Below are 19049 nucleotides of genomic sequence, written 5' to 3'. Positions count from 1 at the left end.
CCTGGTGGTCGCGGGGCTTTCGGGCACACCACGAAGCTACGAACGATCACTGCCGTGAACGATCCGGCCAGCGAGACAACTGAGGTACAGCAGGCTGTACTTGGCGCGGTGAGGGCGATGCGACCGGGCCTCGTGCGGTGCCCTATGGTCACCGCCAAGGAGGTGCGGATGCCTACGCGCGATGCCACCGACGTCGTACCGGCCGACGACGCGATACCGGCCACCGGCCCACGGCCGCCCCGCCCGTGGGACGCGTTCGCCCGCGCGCGGACCGCCCTGGACGCCTTCGAGCACCTCGTCGGCGGGGTCGGCACGGCCATTCTGGCGCTCGTCATGCTGGTGTGGGTGGCGGCCACCGCGGCCGCGTGCCTGGTCGGGGTGGGCCTCCTCCTGGTGCCCGGCACGCTGCGCGGGGTGCGGGCCGTCGCCGACCGGGAACGTGCACGGCTGTCGCAGTGGGGCCCTGAGGTCATCGGCCGGGAGCCCGGCACGGGTCCGACCCGGCTGCGGGACGCCGTCGCGGATCGCGGCACGCGGCGGGAGCTGCGCTGGCTGGTCGGCCATGCCTCCGTCGGTCTGGTGCTCGGCATGACCGGCCTGACCCTGCCGCTGACCGCTGCGACCAATGCCACCTTCCCGTTGTGGTGGCGGCTCGTGCCGCAGGGCGAGGCGACGGACTCCCTCGGCCTGATCACCGTGAACGACTGGCCCAGTGCCTTCGCCGTCAGCCTGCTGGGCCTCGGCTGGGTCGCCGTCGCCGTGGGTTTCGAACCGGGTCTGGCCTGGCTCCAGGCATGGCCGGGGCGGCGGCTGCTCGCGCCCGACCCCGGTACTGATCTCGCCCTTCGCGTCGCCCAGTTGACCGCGACCCGGGCCGCCGCCCTGGACGCGCACGCCACCGAACTGCGGCGCATCGAGCGGTCGTTGCACGACGGCACCCAGAACCGCATGGTCGCCGTCACCGTCCTGCTCGGCGCGGCCCGCCGTGCGGTGGAGCGCGATCCGTCCGCCGCCGACGCCATGCTCGAACAGGCGCAGGGCGCGGCCGAGCAGGCCCTCGCCGAACTGCGCGCGGTGGTACGGAGCATCCTGCCGCCGGTCCTGACCGACCGGAGCCTGACCGACGCGCTCAGCGGCCTCGCCGCCGGCTGTCCGGTCGCCTGCCGGATCGACGCCGACGTGCCCGAACGGTTCGCCGCGTCGGTCGAGGCGACCGCCTACTTCGTCGTCGCCGAGGCGCTCACCAACATCGCCAAGCACAGCGGGGCGCGGCAGGCCACCGTCGTGGTCCGCCGCCGCGCGGACCGGCTGTGGCTGCGGATCACCGACGACGGGCGGGGCGGAGCGGACGAGGTGAGCGGTTCCGGTCTGGTCGGCATCCGCCGCCGTACGGAAGCACACGACGGAACGTTCGTACTGGCCAGCCCAGTTGGCGGCCCCACCACCATGGAAGTGAGCCTGCCGTGCGGATTGTGAGCCGACCTGGAAGCGAGCCCGTTGTGCCTGCGCCGACCGTGACCATCGACCCGGAAGTGAGCCCGTTGTGCGGATTGTGATCGCCGAGGACGACCCGCTGCTGCGTGAAGGGCTCGCGCTTCTGCTGCGCGCGGAGTCGCTGGACGTGGTGGCCACCGCCGGTACGCCGGACGACTTCCTGGCGGCCGTCGAGAAGCACGAACCCGACGTCGCCATCGTCGACGTACGGATGCCGCCGACGCACACCGATGAGGGGATCGTCGCGGCCGTGAAGGCCCGGCGCGGTCAGCCGGGCCTGGCCGTGCTCGTGCTCTCCGCCTACGTCGAGCAGGCCTTCGCCACCGATCTGCTCGCCGAGGGCAGCGCCCGGCTCGGCTACCTGCTCAAGGAACGGGTGGGCCGGGTCCAGGAGTTCCTGGAGGCGCTGCACCGAGTCGCGGACGGCGGCACCGCCATCGACCCCGAGGTCGTCGCCCAGCTCTTCGCCCGCACCCGCCCGGACACCCGGCTGAACCGCCTCAGCCCCCGGGAACACGACGTCCTGGCGCTGATGGCCGAAGGCCTGGGCAACACCGCCATCGCCGAACGCCTCGTCGTCACCGAAGGCGCCGTCCACAAACACATCCGCAGCATCTTCGCCAAGCTCAACCTGGCCCCCACCGACCGCACGGACCGCCGCGTGGCCGCCGTACTGCACTACCTGGACGACGCGCACCGCCGGTCCTGACCGCCGCTTCTACGGGCAGCCGGTCCACGGGTGGTAGGGCCTTCCCCACCATCACTGTGCAGTACGCGGGATCGCTGTGCGATCTTGTCCGGGCCAGGCTGGATGACGTCAACAAGAGTCGTCCAGCAGGGAGTTGCTCATGTCCCGGTCCCGTACGCCGCAGTCCCGCACCCCGCAGTCCCGCACCCGCCGTCGGCGCGTCCTGGTGGTGTCCGCCCTCGCCGCGCTGACCGGTCTCGTCGTGACCACCGCGCCCTCCGCGAGCGCCGAACACGGCACCGCGAAGACAAGTGCAGTCGTCCAGAAGGGACTTGACGGGCTCGTCCGCGACGACGGTTTCCCCGCCGCGCTGGCCTCCCTGCGGGACAGCGACGGCCGCACCAGCAACTACACCTCCGGGGTGGGCGACCTGCGGACCGGATCCAAGGTCCCGGTCGACGGCCAGATCCGGATCGCCAGCGCCACCAAGATGTTCACCGCGACGGTCGTCCTGCAACTCGTCGGCGAGGGCAAGGTCGACCTGGACGCGCCCATCGAGACGTATCTGCCGGGCCTGGTCAGGGACGACGGTATCGACGGCCGCGCCATCACCGTCCGCCAGCTGCTCCAGCACACCAGTGGGCTCCCCAACTACACCGCGGGCATGGGGGAGTTCTCGCAGTGGCGGCACACCTACGTCGAGGCGCGGGACCTGCTCGACATGGCCCTGAAGGAGAAGGCGTCCTTCGCCCCCGGTGACGGCTGGGAGTACAGCAACACCAACTACATCGTCGCCGGACTCATCGTGCAGAAAGTCACCGGGCGCCCGATCGGCGAGGAGATCACCAACCGCGTCATCGAGCGCGCCGGGCTGCGGTACACGTACTGGCCGGGCACCGGTGACCAGACCATCCGCGAGTCCCACCCGCATGGCTACGCGTCCGACACCCCTGGTGGGCCGGTCGTGGACGCCACCGAGTTCGACCCGTCCTGGGCCGGGGCGGCCGGACAGCTCATCGCCCGCCCGAGCGACGTCAACCGCGTCCTCACCGCACTGATGGACGGCCGGCTGCTGAAGTCGGAGCAGCTCAAGCAGATGCGGACGACGGTCGCGGCCCCCGGGCTTCCGTCCGGCTGGCGGTACGGTCTCGGCCTCATGGAGATACGGCTGAGCTGCGGCGGGGTCGCCTGGGGCCACGGCGGCGACTCGGAAGGTTACGAGAACCGCAACGCCGTCACCGACGACGGCCGCGCGGCCACGGTCGCCGTGACGGCCCTGCCCGCCGGCCAGGCGGCGGCCGAACACGTCGACGCCGTTCTCGACACGGCCCTCTGCGCCGACTGACCGATCGGCTCTGCTCGCCGACCGCCCGATCGGGTTTCTGCGTCGACCGACCGAGCCGTGTTGCCGAAACGGCAACAACACTCGCCGCGAGGCTGCCATGTTCCGCATGATCGAATCGCAGACCGAGACTCCTGCAGACCGAGACCCCCGCAGACCGAGACACCTGGAGGACTGATGTCGCATCCGGTCATGGACGTAACGCACCGGCTGGTTCCCGGCCCCGCGGGCCGGATCCACCTGGTGGAGCAGGGCTCCGGCCCGCTGGTACTGCTCGTGCACGGCTTCCCGGAGTCCTGGTACTCCTGGCGCCACCAGCTCCCGGCGCTCGCGGCGGCCGGATACCGGGCGGTCGCCATCGACGTCCGGGGCTACGGCCGATCCTCCAGGCCCGCCGCCACGGAGGCCTACCGCATGCTCGAACTGGTGGAGGACAACGCGGCCGTGGTGCACGCCCTCGGTGAGCGGTCCGCAGTGATCGTCGGCCACGACTGGGGGTCACCCATCGCCGCCAACTCCGCCCTGGTCAGGCCGGATGTCTTCCGCGCGGTGGGACTGCTGAGCGTCCCGTACGCGCCGCGCGGCGGCCCCCGGCCCACCGAGATCTTCGCGGGTATGGGCGGTGGGGAGGAGGAGTTCTACATCTCCTACTTCCAGCAGCCCGGTCGCGCCGAGGCCGAGATCGAGCCCGACGTACGCGGCTGGCTCGCGAGCTTCTATGCCGGCCTGTCCGCCGACACCATGCCCGAACCCAGCGCGCCCGACCTGCACTTCGTCGGCAGGGGCGGGGCACTGCGCGACCGGTTTCCCACCGACGGGCGGCTGCCCGGCTGGCTCAGCGAGGACGATCTCGACGTCTACGCCGGGGAGTTCGAGCGAACCGGCCTGAGCGGAGCGCTGCACCGCTACCGGAACATGGACCGGGACTGGGAGGACCTCGCCGCCTTCGACGGCGCCCCGATCACCCAGCCCTCCCTGTTCATCGGCGGCGGCCTGGACGCCTCCACCACCTGGAGGGCCGACGCGATCAAGGCCTACTCCAGCACCCTGCCCGGCCTGTTCTCGTCCGACATCCTCGACGGCTGCGGCCACTGGCTCCAGCAGGAGCGCCCCGACGAGACCAACCGGCTCCTCATCGACTGGCTGGCCGCACTGCCTGCGGCCTGAGGTCACCAGCGGCCCGGCTCGGTGCCCACGATCGGTTCGGAGGGCTTGCCGTCCACGCCGACCGGGATGTCACCGGTGAGCATGACCCGGTGCATGACGCGCGGGAAGTCGAGATGGGCCAGGTCGTTCGGGGCCAGGTGGATGGTGGCGCGGTTGTCCCAGAAGGCCACGCTGCCCGGCTCCCAGCGGAAGCGGACGGTGTACTCGGGCCTGGTCGCCTGTTCGAGCAGCATCTCCAGGAGCAGGCGGCTCTCCGCGCGGGACACGTCCTGGATCTGCTCCACGTAGTAGCCGTTGACGAACAGCACCCGCTCCCCCGTTTCCGGATGCACCCGGACCAGGGGATGGACGGCGGCGACCTGCCGGTCCAGCAGATGACGTACGTACGCGTCGTCGCCCGGCCGCGGCTGGTACCCGACCCCGAGCCGGTGCTCGGCGCGCAGCCCGTCCACGAAGTTCCGCACCGGCTCCGAAAGGCCCGCGTACGCCGCCGCCAGGTTGGACCACGTGGTGTCACCGCCGTACGGAGGTACGGTCTCGGCGCGCAGGATGGTCGCGGCCGGCGGGTCGATCCTGGCGCCGTGGTCGCAGTGCCAGCCCCGCAGCAGGGTGTGCCGGCGCCGCTCCAGCCACTCGGCGTGGTCCATGCCGTACCGTCCGCCCAGCTCCAGCCGGTCGGCCGTCGTCTCCACCTGGGGAAACCCCTCCGGCGACGCGCTGCCACGCTTCCCCAGTGTCACCGGCTCACCGAACCGCCGCGCGAAGGCGACATGCGCCGCGTGGTCCAGCCGCTGGCCCCGGAAGAACACCACCTTCCAGCGCAGTACGGCCGCCCGGATCACCGCGACCACCGCGTCGTCCAGCGACTCGGCCGCCAGATCGACGCCCGTGATCTCCGCGCCGATCAGCCCCGCGACCGGTTTCACCTCGACACCGTCAGCTGTTGTCATCTGCGCTCCGTTGACTGTGATTTCGACCCCGATTTCGACCCCGTCGAAAGAATCATGGACGGTTCTCAGCTCGTTGGGGTGCGCGTCTTGGGTCATAGTTTCGATGAGAGGAAGCGAGCGGTCAGGAGATGCCCATGGAGATCCTCAAGCAGCAGCCCACCGTCAAGGCCCCGGCCGACCGGTTCACCGGCGACGTCTGGTTCGACGTCATCTACGCGGGCCAGGAACCCTCCCGGATGCGCGCCAACATGGTGCGCTTCGCACCCTGCGCCCGCACCAACTGGCACGCGCACGCCGTCGGCCAGACCCTGCACATCGTCTCCGGGACCGCGCTGATCGGTACGCGCGACGGCACGGTCATCGAGGCCCACCCCGGCGACACCATCCACACCCCGGCCGGGCAGGAGCACTGGCACGGCGCCGCTCCGGACCGCTTCATGGAGCACCTCGCGCTGTGGGAGGGCCTCGGCGACGGCAGCCCTGAGACCGAGTGGCTGGAGAAGGTCAGCGACGAGGTGTACACCGCCCCGCGCAGCAGCACGCACTGAGCCCGGCTGGAAGCCCCCTGTCGGTCCCCGCCGCCGGGCACCCGGCACCCGCTACCCGGGACCCGGCCACCCGGCACCCGCCAGCCAGCCACCCGGCACCCGCTACTCGGGACCCGGCCACCCGCTACCCGGCCACCCGCCACCCGGAACCCCGCCACCCCGCCGCCCGCCACTCCGCGACCCAAGGAATCTCACCCATGACCACCATCGCCATCATCGGAGCGGGACCCGGACTCGGAGCCGCCGTCGCGCGGCGGTTCGGCCGGGAGGGCTACGACGTCGCCCTCATCTCGCGCAACCGTGAACGTGCCGATGCCCTCGCCGACGGTCTGACCGGTGTCGGCATCACAGCGCGCGGCTTCGTCGCCGACGTACGCGACGCGAAAGCCCTCGAAGCGGCTCTGGCCGCCGCGGCCGCGACGCTGGGCCCGATCGAGGTCCTGCAGTACAGCCCGATCCCGCACCGGGACTTCATGCGGCCGGTGCTGGAGACCGCCCCCGCCGATCTCGTGGGCCCGATCGAGTTCTCCGTGTACGGACCCGCCACCGCCGTCCGAGAGGTGCTGCCCTCCATGCGGTCACTGGGCCGCGGCACCATCCTCTTCGTGAACGGGGGTACCGCCGTCGTTCCCCACCCCGACCGGGCCGGCACCTCGATCGCCTTCGCCGCGGAGAGCGCGTACGGCCACCTGCTGCACGACACGCTCGCCGCCGACGGAATTCACGTCGCGCAGCTCATCATCCCCGGCGCGATCATCGAGGGCCACGACAGAAAGGACCCCGCGGCGCTCGCCGACACCCTGTGGGGCATCCACCGGGACAGGCACGGGTTCCGGCACTACGCGGACGACCTCGACAGCTGACCCGTCTCGGGCACGGCCCGCGCCAGGCATTCAGTTGGCTGGAGCTGTCAGTCAGCTGGAGCTGTCAGTCGTTTCCTTCGCGGTGCGGCGGTACTCGGCGTTGATGCGCTGAGCTTCCTCGAGCTGGTCCTCAAGGATGACGATGCGGCAGGCGGCCTCGACCGGGGTTCCCTTGTCGACGAGCTCGCGGGCGCGGGCGGCGATCCGCAGCTGGTAGCGGGAGTACCGCCGGTGTCCGCCCTCGGAGCGGAGCGGAGTGATCAGGCGGGCCTCGCCGATGGCCCGGAGGAAGCCGGGGGTGGTGCCGAGCATCTCGGCGGCCCGGCCCATCGTGTAGGCGGGGTAGTCGTCGTCGTCCAGATGGCCACTGAGCGGAGTATCTGCTGTCATTTCACCTCGATATGCAACGCGTCGAGGGGCCCTGGTGCCGTACGGCACCAGGGCCCCGAAGGAAATTCAACACCATCGGTCGGCCTTACCGCTGCGCCGACCTTCTGTTTCCGCTGCCCGGCCTGAGAGAAGGACGGGACTGCGGGGATCGCGGATGCGTGACCGGGGACCACCTTCCAATCCAGGGGTCTTGCGGTACCCGGGCCGGATACAACTCGGTCCGGGCGATCCAGATGGCGTCTGCTCCTCCGTCCTTCCTCTGAGTCGGTCTGTTCGTTCGTGTCTGCCGGGTCTCGCTCGACCGCGGCTACGAGAGAAACCTTAGCCACGACATCGGCCAATGTCTACTCTGGCAAGCATAGATTTCGGCGCGCCGTGGAGGTCAATATTCTGATCCTCCGACCAGCGGGAACTCGTCGGAAAACGCGATGAGGGCCCTGCCGACGCGCGTCGGCAGGGCCCTCATCGTTGTATCGCTGTACAGCTCGCTGAACTGGTGTGGCGGGTTGTGCCCGCCCTTCCTCAGACTTCCAGGGGGGCAGGGCTGCCGAGCAGCGCCGACGCGTTCTGGAGCGGAGTCAGGGGGCGCGGAGCGGGTGCGGCGGGCGCGACGGCCTCCTGGCCACCGCGGCAGGTGAAGCCGAGGCGGGCCATGGCCCGGGTGACTTCACCGCTGGTGAAGTCACGGCGGTCCTGCCGGGTGATGACCTCGCCGACCTGCTTGGCGGGGTAATGGCAGCGGCCGATGATCACGGACTCACCCGTGATCGGCTCGGGCTTGACACCCTTCATCGTTTCCAGCACCCCGCTCTTGGTGAGGTCGAACGGGAAGCGGGCGATGACACAGCGCATGATGCCTCACATGGGAGGGGGGAGGGAGGGAACGAGCTGCTGACCGGGGCCAGGGCCGGGGTGGGTGGAAGAGTCCACCGGCGCCGCTAGGCCGCCGGCTTGACGGCGGGCCGCCGCTGCCCGGTGCGGCCACGACGGCCCCGGGACGAGGAGGGCGACGAGGAGGAACCGCCGCGACGGGGCCGTTCCACGACCGGCGCCTTGATGACGACCGGGATGCCCGAGGGAGCCTGGGCGCCCGTGATGCGGTTCAACTCCGCCTCACCCGAACGCACTTGAGTGTTCTGCGGGGTGATACCGGCGGCAGCCATCAGCCGGGTCATCTCGCGGCGCTGGTTGGGCGTCACCAGGGTGACGACACTGCCGGACTCGCCGGCGCGGGCCGTACGACCGCCGCGGTGCAGGTAGTCCTTGGGGTCGGTGGGCGGGTCGACGTTGACGACGAGGTCGAGGTTGTCGACATGGATCCCGCGCGCCGCGACGTTGGTCGCCACCAGTACCGTCACATGCCCGGTCTTGAACTGGTCCAGGGTCCGCGTGCGCTGCGGCTGGGACTTGCCACCGTGCAGGGCGGCGGCACGGACACCACTGCTCAGCAGGTGCTCGGTCAGCCGGTCCACCGCGTGCTTGGTGTCCAGGAACATCAGCACCCGGCCCTCGCGCGCCGCGATCTCGGTGGTCGTCCGGTTCTTGTCCGCACCGTGCACGTGGAGGACGTGGTGCTCCATCGTGGTGACCGCGCCCGCGGACGGGTCGACGGAGTGGACCACAGGGTCGGTCAGGTAGCGCCGGACCAGCAGGTCGACGTTACGGTCCAGGGTGGCCGAGAAGAGCATCCGCTGGCCCTCGGGGCGCACCTGGTCGAGCAGCGCGGTGACCTGGGGCATGAAGCCCATGTCGGCCATCTGGTCGGCCTCGTCGAGGACGGTGATGGCGACCTGGTTCAGCCGGCAGTCGCCACGGTCGATGAGGTCCTTGAGCCGGCCCGGGGTCGCGACGACGACCTCGGCCCCGCCGCGCAGCGCACCGGCCTGCCTGCCGAGCGACATCCCGCCCACCACGGTGGTCAGTCGCAGCCGCACCGAGCGGGCGTACGGGGTGAGCGCGTCGGTGACCTGCTGGGCGAGCTCGCGGGTGGGGACGAGGACAAGAGCCAGCGGCTGGCGCGGCTCGGCACGCTGACCGGCCGTACGGGCAAGCAGCGCGAGTCCGAAGGCGAGGGTCTTGCCCGAACCGGTGCGGCCACGGCCGAGTACGTCACGGCCCGCGAGGGAGTTCGGCAGGGTCGCCGCCTGGATCGGGAAGGGCACGCTCATGCCTTCCTGGCCGAGCGTGGCCAGCAACGACGCCGGCATGTCGAGATCGGCGAACGCCTCGGCGGCGGGGAGAGCGGGTGTGATCGTCTTCGGCAGCGCGAACTCGCCCTGCAGTGCGGCCGGCCGGCGGCCGTAGCTTCCACCACGGCTCGGAGCGCCGGAGCGGCCGCCGCCCCTTCCGGAGCCCGAACCGCCCGAGCCGGAACCGCCGGAGCCATATCCACCGGAGCTGGAGCCTCCGGAGCGTGTGCGTGCGAAGCGATCATTTGTGCGGGTACGTGTGCGGTCGCGATTCAATGCGAAACCTTCCTTGATATGGCACGTATCAAGGAATTCCCGCAGCGAATGAGCAGCGCAGAGAATCGCAAGAACGAGCCGAAGAAAATGCGAGACCGAAATCGGTCGGCAGTAAGTACTCACCGGATACGGCGCCGAATTGAATAGCGCGATCCTGTTGGTGAGACCGGGTATTACGTGCGGACGGTCCGGCGGATATCAATCCCGTTCGAAAGTTGGATCGATATCCGGTTTCTGTCCGTCTTGTTGCCCGGATTCACATCCGGAGCGGGTCCGCGTCCTGGAACGCAGCGAGCTGGGGCCCACACCCCAAGGTGCGGGCCCCAGCTGCGAAGTAAGCGTCAGCGTCAGGCGGGAACGATGTTCTCGGCCGTCGGGCCCTTCTGGCCCTGCGCGATGTCGAAGGTGACCTTCTGGCCTTCCTGGAGCTCGCGGAAGCCCTGGGCGGCAATGTTCGAGTAGTGCGCGAAGACGTCGGCGCCGCCGCCGTCCTGCTCGATGAAGCCGAAGCCCTTTTCCGCGTTGAACCACTTCACGGTACCAGCAGCCATGTCAAAATCTCCTTCGGGGCGGTGCTCGGACTGCACACTGTGCGCACTCCGTGTCGCCGTGATGATTACCCTCAGGATTTTCTGGGGACCACAACTGCAACTGAGATCAACAGTAGCACGCTGCGACCGGGGATGTGTGATAGGTAAATCTGTTCCGCCGGTCGACCGAAAAACCCTCATCGCGCGTCGCGCCAATTTCTCACTTTGTGGCCATAGATATTGCCTCCCTCGGCCTCCAATGTTTCTGCCGGGGGATCGGCCGGCGGCGGAGAGGGGCGCCGGGCAACTTTGCGAACCCTTTACACTGGACGGAACCTACGACCACGAGTACGACCGAGGAGCGACGGTTCCGCGATGGGTGAACCTCCCAGTACCAGCCGTGCCACATCCCGCCCGCCAGGCATGCACAGGGGATCGGGGGTGGCACGGTGACCGAGATCCTGTTGTTGCTCCTCGCCCTGCTGCTCACGCTCGCCTGCGCGCTGTTCGTGGCGGCCGAGTTCTCCCTCACCACCGTCGAGCGCGGTGATCTGGAGCGCGCCGCCGAGGCAGGCGAGCGCGGCGCGGACGGCGCACTGAAAGCGGTGCGCCGGCTGACCCTCCAGCTGTCCGGCGCGCAGCTCGGCATCACCGTCACCTCGCTGGTGATCGGCATGCTCGCCGAGCCGTCGTTCGCCACGCTGCTGCGCGGCCCGCTGGAGGCGGTCGGCCTCGGCGGCGCGGCCTCCTCCGTGGCGACCGTGCTTGGCGTGGTCATCTCCACCGTCGTACTGATGGTGGTGGGCGAACTGGTGCCGAAGAACTGGGCGATCTCGCGTCCGCTGGCCGTCGCGAAGGTGGCGGCCGGCCCGCAGCGGGGGTTCACAGCCGCGTTCGGGCCGTTCATCCATCACCTCAACAACACCGCGAACCGTTTTGTACGCCGTATGGGCCTGGAGCCCGCCGAGGAACTGGCCTCCGCCCGCAGCCCCGAGGAACTGGTCGCGCTCGCCCAGCACTCGGCAGCCGAGGGCGCGCTGGAGGCGGACTCCGCCGAACTCTTCGTACGCACCCTGCACCTGAGCGAGCTGACCGCGGAGAACGTGATGACCCCGAGGGTGGACGTGCGGGCGCTGGAGGCGCATGCCACGGCCGCCGACGCCGCCAACCTCACCCACGCCACCGGACTGTCCCGCTTCCCGGTCTACGCCGACAGCCTCGACGAGGTCATCGGCACCGTCCACATCCGCGACGTACTGGCCCTGGAGCCTGCCGAGCGGGCCGTCACGCCGGTCACCGAGCTGGCCACCGCCGCGCTCCTGGTGCCCGACAGCCTGCCCGCCGACCGGCTCCTTGAGCGGCTGCGCGAGAGCCGCACCATGGCCGTCGTCATCGACGAGTACGGCGGTACGGCGGGCGTGGCGACCGTGGAGGACATCGTCGAGGAGGTCGTGGGCGAGGTCCGCGACGAGCACGACCCGATCGAGGCCCCCGACCTGCTGCCCGCCACCGCCACCGAGGACGGCCGCGCGGTGTGGGAGGCGGACGGCGGCGTACGGATCGACGAGCTGACCGGCATGGGGCTGACCGCGCCCGAGGGGCCGTACGAGACCGTCGCCGGACTCATCGCCACCCGCCTCGCCCGTATCCCCGCCGAGGGAGACACCGTCGAGCTCGACGGCTGGCGGCTGACCGTGCTGGACGTCGAGCACCACCGCGCCGATCGGGTCCGCATCACCGAACCGGTGGCCGCGGCACGGCGCATCACGGAGGAAGCCCGATGACCGTCGTCCAGCTCGCCATCGGCGCTCTGACCCTGCTGACCAACGCGTTCTTCGTCGGGGCGGAGTTCGCCCTGATCTCGGTACGCCGCAGTCAGATCGAACCCCGCGCCCAGGAGGGCGACAAGCGGGCCCGGATGACCCTGTGGGGGCTGCGGCACATCTCCGCGATGATGGCCACCGCCCAGCTCGGTATCACCGTCTCCTCGCTGGTGCTCGGCGCGGTCGCCGAGCCCGCGATCGCGCATCTGCTGGAGCCGGCCTTCGGGGCGGCGCACATCCCGCACGGCCTGGTGCACCCGATCGCCTTCGTCATCGCGCTGACCGTGGCGACGTATCTGCACATGCTGATCGGCGAGATGGTCCCGAAGAACATCGCGCTCGCGGCGCCCGTGCCCACCGCGCTGTTCCTCGGCCCGCCCCTGGTGGCCCTCACCCGGGCCCTGAAGCCGGTGATCTTCGGGATCAACGCCTTCGCCAACGTGCTGCTGAAGCTGTTGCGGGTGGAGCCGAAGGACGAGGTGGAGTCGGTCTTCACCGACGACCAGCTCGCCCGCATGGTCGTGGACTCCAGCGAGGCCGGACTGCTCACGGCCGCCGACGGCGAGCGGCTGCGCGACGCGCTGGAGCTGGGCACCCGCCCGGTCGGCGAGATCATCGTCCCGCTGCCGAAGATGCGCACCGTGGACCACACGGTGACCCCGGCGAGGCTGGAGCGGGCGGCCGCCGAGGCGGGCTTCTCCCGCTTCCCGGTCACCGGCGAGGACGGCACCCTGCTCGGCTACCTGCACATCAAGGACACCCTGGGCGTCGCCGACCGCGACCGCCCCTTCCCGCGCACCGCCCTGCACCCCGTCACCCGGGTCCGCATCGACACCCCGCTCGACGACACCCTCACCGCCCTGCGCGCCATGGGCAGCCATCTGGCCGCGGTCACCGGTGAGAAGGGCGCGGTGCTCGGCTTCGTCACGATGGAGGACGTGCTGTCGGAACTGGTCGGCCCGGCCCCGGCCACGCGTACGTGACCGGAACCGGGCCGCCAAGATGCCTTGCCAGGTGGGCTAGTTGGAGAAGTACAGGTACTTCCAGGGCCCGTACGTAGTCGAGTTCACGGTGTCACCCGACGAGCTGTTGACGTATGTCGACCGCATCCGCGCCCGGATGCCGGACTCGCCGGGCGCGCCGAGGCTGACCGCCGACTTGCCGTTCGTGGCGAGCGCGAAGTACTCCGAGTCGAGCGAGTACCAGGAGCCCTGGGCGTAGACCTGGAGGTCGAAGCGCTGCATGCGGCCCGGGTAGTACGACATGCTCGTGGTCAGCACCGGGTCGGTGTTCTTGTGGAACCAGTAGTACGACGTCGAGCCGATCTTGGCCGTCTTGTAGTGCTTGGAGACGGCGGTGGAGATCTTGACCCGGGCGAAGGCCGTGACCTTCACCGTCCGCGGCGCGTAACGGGCGTCACCCTTGAAGACCGCGGTGATCTCCGTGTCCCGCGTCATGTCGACCCAGGCGGCGATGTTGCCGCTGGAGTTGACCTTCCCGGTCTTCAGCAGCTTGTTGGGCTTGTCGCTGCCGAAGGGATTCGCCCAGATCTCGACCGTGCGGTTCTTGTACGTCGAGCCGAGGTGCGCGGTGAAGGCGACGTCGGTGCCGTAGTTGTAGACCTTGCCGTTCTTGTCCAGGGTCAGCCCCGGCTTCGCACGGGAGACCGTGACCTTGTCGGACGCCGTGGCCGTGGTGTGCTCGGCGTCGCCCGTGTAGGTGACCTTGTACGTGACCGTGCCACCGGCCGGCGGGGTGTCGGTGAAGCTGTACGTGCCGTTCGACTTCACGGTGACGGTGGGCAGCGCCTTGCCGCCCGGGCTGTCCAGGTCGGTACGGGTGACGGCCAGCTTGGCGCCGGCCGGGAGGGGAACTGTCGCCGAGAGCTTGCCGGTTACGGTGAGCTTCTTGGCGCGGGGGGCGGTGGCGGGGGCGTTCGCCGTGAGGGTCGGGACGTTGAGCGTCGGGCCGGTGAACGCCTTAAGCGTGTAGCCGCCGTTCGTGCCCGTGAGAGCGAAGACCCGCGAGGAGTCGGGGGCCCAGGTCACGGGGCCGATGGAGGACGTGCCGGCGGCGAAGGTGCGGATCGCCGGGTTGGTGTTGGGCTTGTAGACCGACACGTGCTTGTCGTAGGCCTGGGCGACCAAACCGCTCGGGGAGATGTCGGCGAACCAGCCCCCTCCTGTGTAGGCCCCGACGTCCGTGAAGTCGCCGTCCGCGTAGGAGAGCCGCCGCGAGCCGTTGGACAGCACCTCGGAGACGCCGGGTACGAGGTCGACATCCCCGTAGTAGCTGCCCCCGCTGCTCTTGGCGAGTACCTGCGGTGCGGTGCCGGAGACATCGAGGACGTTGACCGCGCCCGGCGAGTCGCCGCTGTCGGCGAAGGCCAGCAGACCGGGCGCCGACGGGTCGGCGTCGAGGAGCGCCGCGTTGTAAAACGGCGAGACACCCTCGGGGAGCTGGCCGAGGCGCACCGCGTCGTCCCCGGCCGTCGGGTCGATGGAGCCCAGGTTTCCGTGGAAGCCGTCGGTGCCCGTGGTCCGGTAGGAGAACCAGAGCCGGCCGCCGGCGAAGGCCAGGGACCCCGGAGTGGCGTCGGCGCCGATGTCGTAGCGGGCCTTGACGTCGAGGGTGACAGGGTTGAGGGCCACGATCTCGTGGCTGCCCGGCGCTGCCGCGTACAGGGTGACGTCGCCGTCGGCCAGCGCCAGGGCAGAGACCCCGCTGATCCCGCCCACCGTGTCGGAGAGGGCGCCGGAGTAGTCGGTGGCGATGATGGTGCCGGCCGAACTGTCGCCCACGAAGACCCGCTGGTGCGTGCCGTCAGCGACGATCCCGCCGGGCGAGGTGACCACAGCCGGGACGGCCGCCGCGGACCCGGCCGTGGCGACGCTCAGCGCCGCCGAACTGAAAAGAACCGCGAGCGCTGTCGCGGTCGAGATGCTGCGCCTGCGCACAGTGATGTACCCCCACAAGAAAACCCGGTGGATGGCCGGGAGTTGAGTGCGCCGCGCAACGCCCGGACGGCACCGCTGAGACGCGGTGAACGCACGGGGCGCGGCTGCTGTGATCAGCGTATGGCATGCCTGTGACAGATGAGGAGGGAGTTTCCGGTGAACAGATCGGGCCGGGTGGGGAGCGCGCTGCCTCTGCGTTCCCGGCGAGTTCTTGGCGACTTCGCGGCGACTTCCCGCTTTGGCTGAACCGCGCGGCCGCCTCCGCCCTCTCACAGACCAACACGTGGGCGGCGTAAGGCTGTTCGCTCGTAAGGCACCGCGCAACCGCTGGAGGCACCCCATGGGCATGGTCGGCCTGTTCTGGATCACCGAGGACGCCGTGTATGTGGGGGCCGAGCCCATCGGGACGGCGTCCGGGGTGCGGCTGACGGAGGGCGGGGTCGAGACCCTGGGGGCCGGTAACGGCGCGTTCTGGAGCTGGGGCGAGGTACGGCGGATCGAGGTCGCCGACCTGGTCGTACGGTCCGCGGGCCGGCGGCTCGTCTCCATGGCCTTCGACTCCCTGGTCGTGCTGGTGACCGGCGACGGCGAGTTCCCGCCCGCCTTCACCGTGCACGTGGAGACGGCCGACGACAGCGTCGCGGTGAGCGCTCTTCCGGCGATCTCCGGCGGGATCTACCCGCAGGTCGAGCGCGAACTCTCGGGAAGTGTGCTGGAGCGCCTCGCCGACGGCGGCGCGGCCGTCGGCGATCTCCTCGCATGGCGCCGCGAGCAGGCCGACGACAGCACCCCGCGCCGCGAGGAACGCGAGGCACTGCTGCGGAAGTGGGCAGGGGAGTAGGTCCGGTTGAGGCCTCGCTGAAGTCGCCGCGGGACGCGGATCATGTCGTACCGGGCACGAATCGGTTGCGGCCCGGACTTCCTGCCGCGCTCGCAGCGGCCCTGCGGCAGCATCACGACGTATGAGCAGAGACCGCTACGTCGACTTCCTGCGCGCGTGGGCGATCGTTCTGGTGGTGCTCGGCCACTGGCTGATCACCGCCCTGGTCCGGGAGCCCGGCGGAGCGATCGCCGCGCCGGAGCTGCTGGCGACCTTTGCCTGGACCCAGTGGCTGACCCTCGGGTTCCAGGTCATGCCGCTGTTCTTCCTGGCCGGGGGTCATGCGGCGGGCGGCTCCTGGGCGCGGACCCGGGCGGCGGGCGGGACGGCCTCCGGGTGGGTGGGAGCGCGGGCGTTGCGGCTGCTGCTTCCGACGGCGGCCTACAGCGCCTTGGTGCTGTCCGCCGTCGGGATCTGCTCGGCGGTGGGCGTGGACCGGGACACCCTCGCGCTGGTGGGCTGGGCGATGGCCATGCAGTTCTGGTTCCTTCCGGTGTATCTGATCCTCAGCGCCCTGACCCCGGCGCTGCACGCGGCACACCGGCGCTGGGGGCTCGCCGTCCCCGTCGCGATGGGCGTGATCGCGCTCGCAGCCGACGTGCTGGTGGTGACGGCCCACACGCCGTACGTCGGGCTCCTCAACTACGTGCTCGTGTGGGGCGTCGCCTACCAGCTGGGTTTCTGCTGGCGGGACGGACTGCTGACGACGGGGCGCGAGCGCGGGCGCGGGCCGGTCGCGATGGCGGCGGGCGGCGGGCTCGCCTTCGCCGCGCTGATCACGTTCGGGCCGTTCCCGGTCAGCCTGATCCTGGTGACGGGGCAGACACCCAGCAACACCAATCCGCCGTCGGCGGCGATGCTGGCGTGGGTGGTGGCCCAGGCCGGGCTGTGCCTGCTCGCCGCACCGGCCCTGCGGCGGCTGCTGGCCCGCGAGCGGGTGTGGCGGCTGGTGCGCCCCGTGGGCGGCGCCAGCATGACGCTGTATCTGTGGCACATGTTGCCGGTGCTCGTCGCGGCCGCCGCTTTCTACCTGACGGGGCTCGCACCCCAGCCCGAGTTCGGCTCTACGGCCTGGTGGGGTCTGCGGGTGCCGTGGCTGCTGGTACTCGGCGTGATCCTGGCCGGTGTGGTGACGGCACTGCGACCGCTGGAGCGCGGGCTGACGCTGCTGTACGAGCGGACTCGGCCGGACGCCGGCCCGCACCGCCCCTGGCCGCTGTGGCTCGGCCTGGCGGCGAGCGTCGCCGCGCTGACCCGGTTCGCCGTGCGGGGGTTCGCGTACGACGGCCGGTTCCCCGTCCTGCCCGCGCTGGGCCTGGCGCTGGGCACGGCGCTGGTGATGGCCTCCGGGCGGACGGCGGTGCGCCGAAGCCCGGGGAAGCCCAAGGATGCCAAGGGCATCGATGGCTCCAAGGACCCCAAGGGCGCCAAGGGCATCGATGACCCCAGAGAACCCAAGGACGTATGGGAAGGAGCCGCCTGACGTCGGGCCGACGGGCTGCCGACGGGCTGCCGACGGCCGAGTCCGGCCTCCTTTCGGGCGCCCAGGAGTACCGTATAGACGCGAGGACCGTTCGGATGCCGGTGCTCAGGCCGGTATCGGCCTCGCGGTTTTCTCGCATTGTCTCGGTTCTCTCGCATCGTCGCGTATCGATCGCACCGGGTGCTTCGCGCTCGGGGCAGGCTCTGCCCCTGACCATCGAAGCCCTTCCCTCGACCGGCGTGGCTCCGCCGACTCTTCGCCTGTGCCGAAGGGCCGACCCTCAGTCACCCGGCCGCCCGCCGCACCTCACCTGTCCGTCTACCGGAGCAGCCCGTGACCCCGGCCGCGCCACTCGCACCGAGGTCAAGGAGTTCCGATGTCGCTCAGTTCCACCACGTCCGCGGCCGAACCCCCTTCAGAGGTCGTGCCGTCGAACACTGTCCCGCCGTCCCGGAAACGGGACCCGGGTCAGGAACACGAACAGGCATACGTGTACGACGGGGCGGCCCCCTTCCCCGAGGGTGATCCGGCTCCGCCCCGCGACAGGGGTGAGCGGATGTACGTCAGCGTGACCGCGGCGATCGTCATCCTGCCGTTCGTGGCGCTCGGCCTGGCCGGCTGGTTGCTGTGGGGCAGCCTCATCCATCCCGTCGACATCCTGCTGGCGGTCGTCCTCTACACGATCACGGGCCTCGGCATCACCGTCGGCTTCCACCGCGGGCTCACGCACAACAGCTACCGTGCCAAGCGCCCCGTCCGTATCGCCCTGGCGGTGGCCGGGTCGATGAGTTTCCAGGGCGATGTCATCGGCTGGGTCGCCACCCACCGCCGCCACCACGCGTTCACCGACCGGCCGGGGGACCCGCACTCCCCGTACCGCTACGGCACCCACCTGCGTGGCCAGTTGCGTGGGCTGCTGCACGCACACGTCGGCTGGCTGTTCCGCAACGACGCCACGCCCGCGGACCGATACGCCCCCGACCTGGTCGGAGACCGCGACATCAGCGCCGTCTCCCGTGCCTTCCCGACCCTGTGCCTTCTCACTCTCGCGCTGCCGTTCGCGGTGGGCTGGGTCATCGGCGGTAGCTGGGTGTACGGCCTGACCGCTCTGCTGTGGGCGGGAGTTGTGCGTATCGCACTGCTCCAGCACGTCACCTGGAGCGTGAACTCGCTGTGCCACATGATCGGCGAGCGCCCGTTCCGCACCCGGCGCCACGACCGGGCCACCAACCTGTGGCCGCTGGCCCTGCTCTCCTTCGGCGAGAGCTGGCACAACCTCCACCACGCCGACCCCACCAGCGCCCGCCACGGTGTCGACCGCGGCCAGATCGACCCCTCCGCCGCCGTCATCCGCCTTCTCGAACGTCTCGGCTGGGTGAGCGAGGTGCGCTGGCCCGCGCCGGACCGCGTCGCCGCCCGCCGGGTGTGAACACCCCGGGCCGCCCATGGCCCACCCATCGTCGTACGGA

General features: G+C 70.5%; 17 protein-coding genes. 11 read left to right on the top strand and 6 right to left on the bottom strand.

Annotated elements, in window-relative coordinates; genetic code table 11:
- The first annotated feature begins 168 nt into the window (after positions 1 to 168).
- From AB0N66_RS08130 to AB0N66_RS08115, 4 genes are all read left to right on the top strand, one after another.
- Entirely contained in the window at positions 169 to 1476 is a 1308-nt protein-coding gene (locus AB0N66_RS08130) for a sensor domain-containing protein (RefSeq protein ID WP_365430198.1), read from the top strand.
- 67 nt (positions 1477 to 1543) lie between these two features.
- Positions 1544 to 2203: a response regulator transcription factor gene (locus AB0N66_RS08125; RefSeq protein ID WP_365430196.1), complete on the top strand. Its 660-nt coding sequence runs from the start codon at positions 1544 to 1546 to the stop codon at positions 2201 to 2203.
- A 139-nt stretch (positions 2204 to 2342) separates the two neighbouring features.
- Positions 2343 to 3527, top strand: coding sequence for a serine hydrolase domain-containing protein (locus tag AB0N66_RS08120; RefSeq protein ID WP_365430195.1), 1185 nt, complete (start codon positions 2343 to 2345; stop codon positions 3525 to 3527).
- 174 nt (positions 3528 to 3701) lie between these two features.
- The gene (locus tag AB0N66_RS08115) at positions 3702 to 4691 is read left to right on the top strand and encodes an alpha/beta hydrolase (protein WP_365430193.1); all 990 of its coding nucleotides are present in this window, start codon (positions 3702 to 3704) and stop codon (positions 4689 to 4691) included.
- A gap of 2 nt (positions 4692 to 4693) precedes the next feature.
- Here the strand turns inward: AB0N66_RS08115 and AB0N66_RS08110 are convergent, their stop codons facing one another.
- On the bottom strand, positions 4694 to 5641 hold the full coding sequence (locus tag AB0N66_RS08110) for a TauD/TfdA family dioxygenase (RefSeq protein ID WP_365430191.1): 948 nt from the start codon (positions 5639 to 5641) through the stop codon (positions 4694 to 4696).
- Between the two features lie 134 nt (positions 5642 to 5775).
- Between AB0N66_RS08110 and AB0N66_RS08105 the strand changes: the two genes are divergently transcribed.
- The gene (locus AB0N66_RS08105; RefSeq protein WP_365430189.1) at positions 5776 to 6189 is read left to right on the top strand and encodes a cupin domain-containing protein; all 414 of its coding nucleotides are present in this window, start codon (positions 5776 to 5778) and stop codon (positions 6187 to 6189) included.
- A 197-nt stretch (positions 6190 to 6386) separates the two neighbouring features.
- On the top strand, positions 6387 to 7052 hold the full coding sequence (locus AB0N66_RS08100; RefSeq protein WP_365430187.1) for an SDR family NAD(P)-dependent oxidoreductase: 666 nt from the start codon (positions 6387 to 6389) through the stop codon (positions 7050 to 7052).
- A gap of 51 nt (positions 7053 to 7103) precedes the next feature.
- Here the strand turns inward: AB0N66_RS08100 and AB0N66_RS08095 are convergent, their stop codons facing one another.
- The 4 genes from AB0N66_RS08095 to AB0N66_RS08080 all read right to left on the bottom strand — a co-directional run bounded on the left by AB0N66_RS08095 (position 7104) and on the right by AB0N66_RS08080 (position 10458).
- Positions 7104 to 7442, bottom strand: a complete 339-nt coding sequence (locus AB0N66_RS08095; protein ID WP_365430185.1) for a MerR family transcriptional regulator — start codon at positions 7440 to 7442, stop codon at positions 7104 to 7106.
- A 522-nt stretch (positions 7443 to 7964) separates the two neighbouring features.
- Complete coding sequence (locus AB0N66_RS08090) at positions 7965 to 8294, bottom strand: SCO5918 family protein (RefSeq protein ID WP_365430183.1); 330 nt, start codon at positions 8292 to 8294, stop codon at positions 7965 to 7967.
- A gap of 86 nt (positions 8295 to 8380) precedes the next feature.
- Positions 8381 to 9907, bottom strand: a complete 1527-nt coding sequence (locus AB0N66_RS08085; RefSeq protein WP_365430181.1) for a DEAD/DEAH box helicase — start codon at positions 9905 to 9907, stop codon at positions 8381 to 8383.
- A gap of 347 nt (positions 9908 to 10254) precedes the next feature.
- Positions 10255 to 10458: a cold-shock protein gene (locus AB0N66_RS08080; RefSeq protein ID WP_055611897.1), complete on the bottom strand. Its 204-nt coding sequence runs from the start codon at positions 10456 to 10458 to the stop codon at positions 10255 to 10257.
- Between the two features lie 428 nt (positions 10459 to 10886).
- Between AB0N66_RS08080 and AB0N66_RS08075 the strand changes: the two genes are divergently transcribed.
- Together AB0N66_RS08075 and AB0N66_RS08070 are read left to right on the top strand one after the other, a co-directional pair.
- Positions 10887 to 12221 (top strand): hemolysin family protein, encoded by a 1335-nt coding sequence (locus AB0N66_RS08075; RefSeq protein ID WP_365430179.1) that lies wholly within the window; start codon positions 10887 to 10889, stop codon positions 12219 to 12221.
- Positions 12218 to 13243: a hemolysin family protein gene (locus AB0N66_RS08070; RefSeq protein ID WP_365430177.1), complete on the top strand. Its 1026-nt coding sequence runs from the start codon at positions 12218 to 12220 to the stop codon at positions 13241 to 13243. Before AB0N66_RS08075 ends, AB0N66_RS08070 begins: the two co-directional genes overlap by 4 nt.
- 36 nt (positions 13244 to 13279) lie before the next feature.
- Here the strand turns inward: AB0N66_RS08070 and AB0N66_RS08065 are convergent, their stop codons facing one another.
- Entirely contained in the window at positions 13280 to 15217 is a 1938-nt protein-coding gene (locus AB0N66_RS08065; RefSeq protein ID WP_365430175.1) for an Ig-like domain repeat protein, read from the bottom strand.
- A gap of 340 nt (positions 15218 to 15557) precedes the next feature.
- Between AB0N66_RS08065 and AB0N66_RS08060 the strand changes: the two genes are divergently transcribed.
- The 3 genes from AB0N66_RS08060 (at position 15558) to AB0N66_RS08050 (ending at position 19009) form a co-directional block, all read left to right on the top strand.
- Positions 15558 to 16058, top strand: coding sequence for a hypothetical protein (locus tag AB0N66_RS08060; RefSeq protein WP_365430173.1), 501 nt, complete (start codon positions 15558 to 15560; stop codon positions 16056 to 16058).
- A gap of 121 nt (positions 16059 to 16179) precedes the next feature.
- Entirely contained in the window at positions 16180 to 17580 is a 1401-nt protein-coding gene (locus tag AB0N66_RS08055) for an acyltransferase (RefSeq protein ID WP_365430171.1), read from the top strand.
- A gap of 376 nt (positions 17581 to 17956) precedes the next feature.
- Positions 17957 to 19009: a fatty acid desaturase gene (locus AB0N66_RS08050; protein ID WP_365430169.1), complete on the top strand. Its 1053-nt coding sequence runs from the start codon at positions 17957 to 17959 to the stop codon at positions 19007 to 19009.
- Positions 19010 to 19049 lie beyond the last annotated feature (40 nt).

Source organism: Streptomyces sp. NPDC093544, from assembly GCF_040683495.1.
Classification (GTDB): domain Bacteria; phylum Actinomycetota; class Actinomycetes; order Streptomycetales; family Streptomycetaceae; genus Streptomyces.
Note: the sequence above shows the minus strand (reverse complement) of the source record. Positions and strands in the feature narration are given on the sequence as shown.

What these genes read in the sequence shown, in the direction of transcription:
- AB0N66_RS08130 (WP_365430198.1), top strand. Translation starts at nt 169, where the DNA reads ATGCCTACGCGCGATGCCACCGACGTCGTACCGGCCGACGACGCGATA.
- AB0N66_RS08120 (WP_365430195.1), top strand. Translation starts at nt 2,343, where the DNA reads ATGTCCCGGTCCCGTACGCCGCAGTCCCGCACCCCGCAGTCCCGCACC.
- AB0N66_RS08115 (WP_365430193.1), top strand. Translation starts at nt 3,702, where the DNA reads ATGTCGCATCCGGTCATGGACGTAACGCACCGGCTGGTTCCCGGCCCC.
- AB0N66_RS08110 (WP_365430191.1), bottom strand. Translation starts at nt 5,641, where the DNA reads ATGACAACAGCTGACGGTGTCGAGGTGAAACCGGTCGCGGGGCTGATC.
- AB0N66_RS08105 (WP_365430189.1), top strand. Translation starts at nt 5,776, where the DNA reads ATGGAGATCCTCAAGCAGCAGCCCACCGTCAAGGCCCCGGCCGACCGG.
- AB0N66_RS08100 (WP_365430187.1), top strand. Translation starts at nt 6,387, where the DNA reads ATGACCACCATCGCCATCATCGGAGCGGGACCCGGACTCGGAGCCGCC.
- AB0N66_RS08095 (WP_365430185.1), bottom strand. Translation starts at nt 7,442, where the DNA reads ATGACAGCAGATACTCCGCTCAGTGGCCATCTGGACGACGACGACTAC.
- AB0N66_RS08090 (WP_365430183.1), bottom strand. Translation starts at nt 8,294, where the DNA reads ATGCGCTGTGTCATCGCCCGCTTCCCGTTCGACCTCACCAAGAGCGGG.
- AB0N66_RS08080 (WP_055611897.1), bottom strand. Translation starts at nt 10,458, where the DNA reads ATGGCTGCTGGTACCGTGAAGTGGTTCAACGCGGAAAAGGGCTTCGGC.
- AB0N66_RS08070 (WP_365430177.1), top strand. Translation starts at nt 12,218, where the DNA reads ATGACCGTCGTCCAGCTCGCCATCGGCGCTCTGACCCTGCTGACCAAC.
- AB0N66_RS08060 (WP_365430173.1), top strand. Translation starts at nt 15,558, where the DNA reads ATGGGCATGGTCGGCCTGTTCTGGATCACCGAGGACGCCGTGTATGTG.
- AB0N66_RS08055 (WP_365430171.1), top strand. Translation starts at nt 16,180, where the DNA reads ATGAGCAGAGACCGCTACGTCGACTTCCTGCGCGCGTGGGCGATCGTT.
- AB0N66_RS08050 (WP_365430169.1), top strand. Translation starts at nt 17,957, where the DNA reads ATGTCGCTCAGTTCCACCACGTCCGCGGCCGAACCCCCTTCAGAGGTC.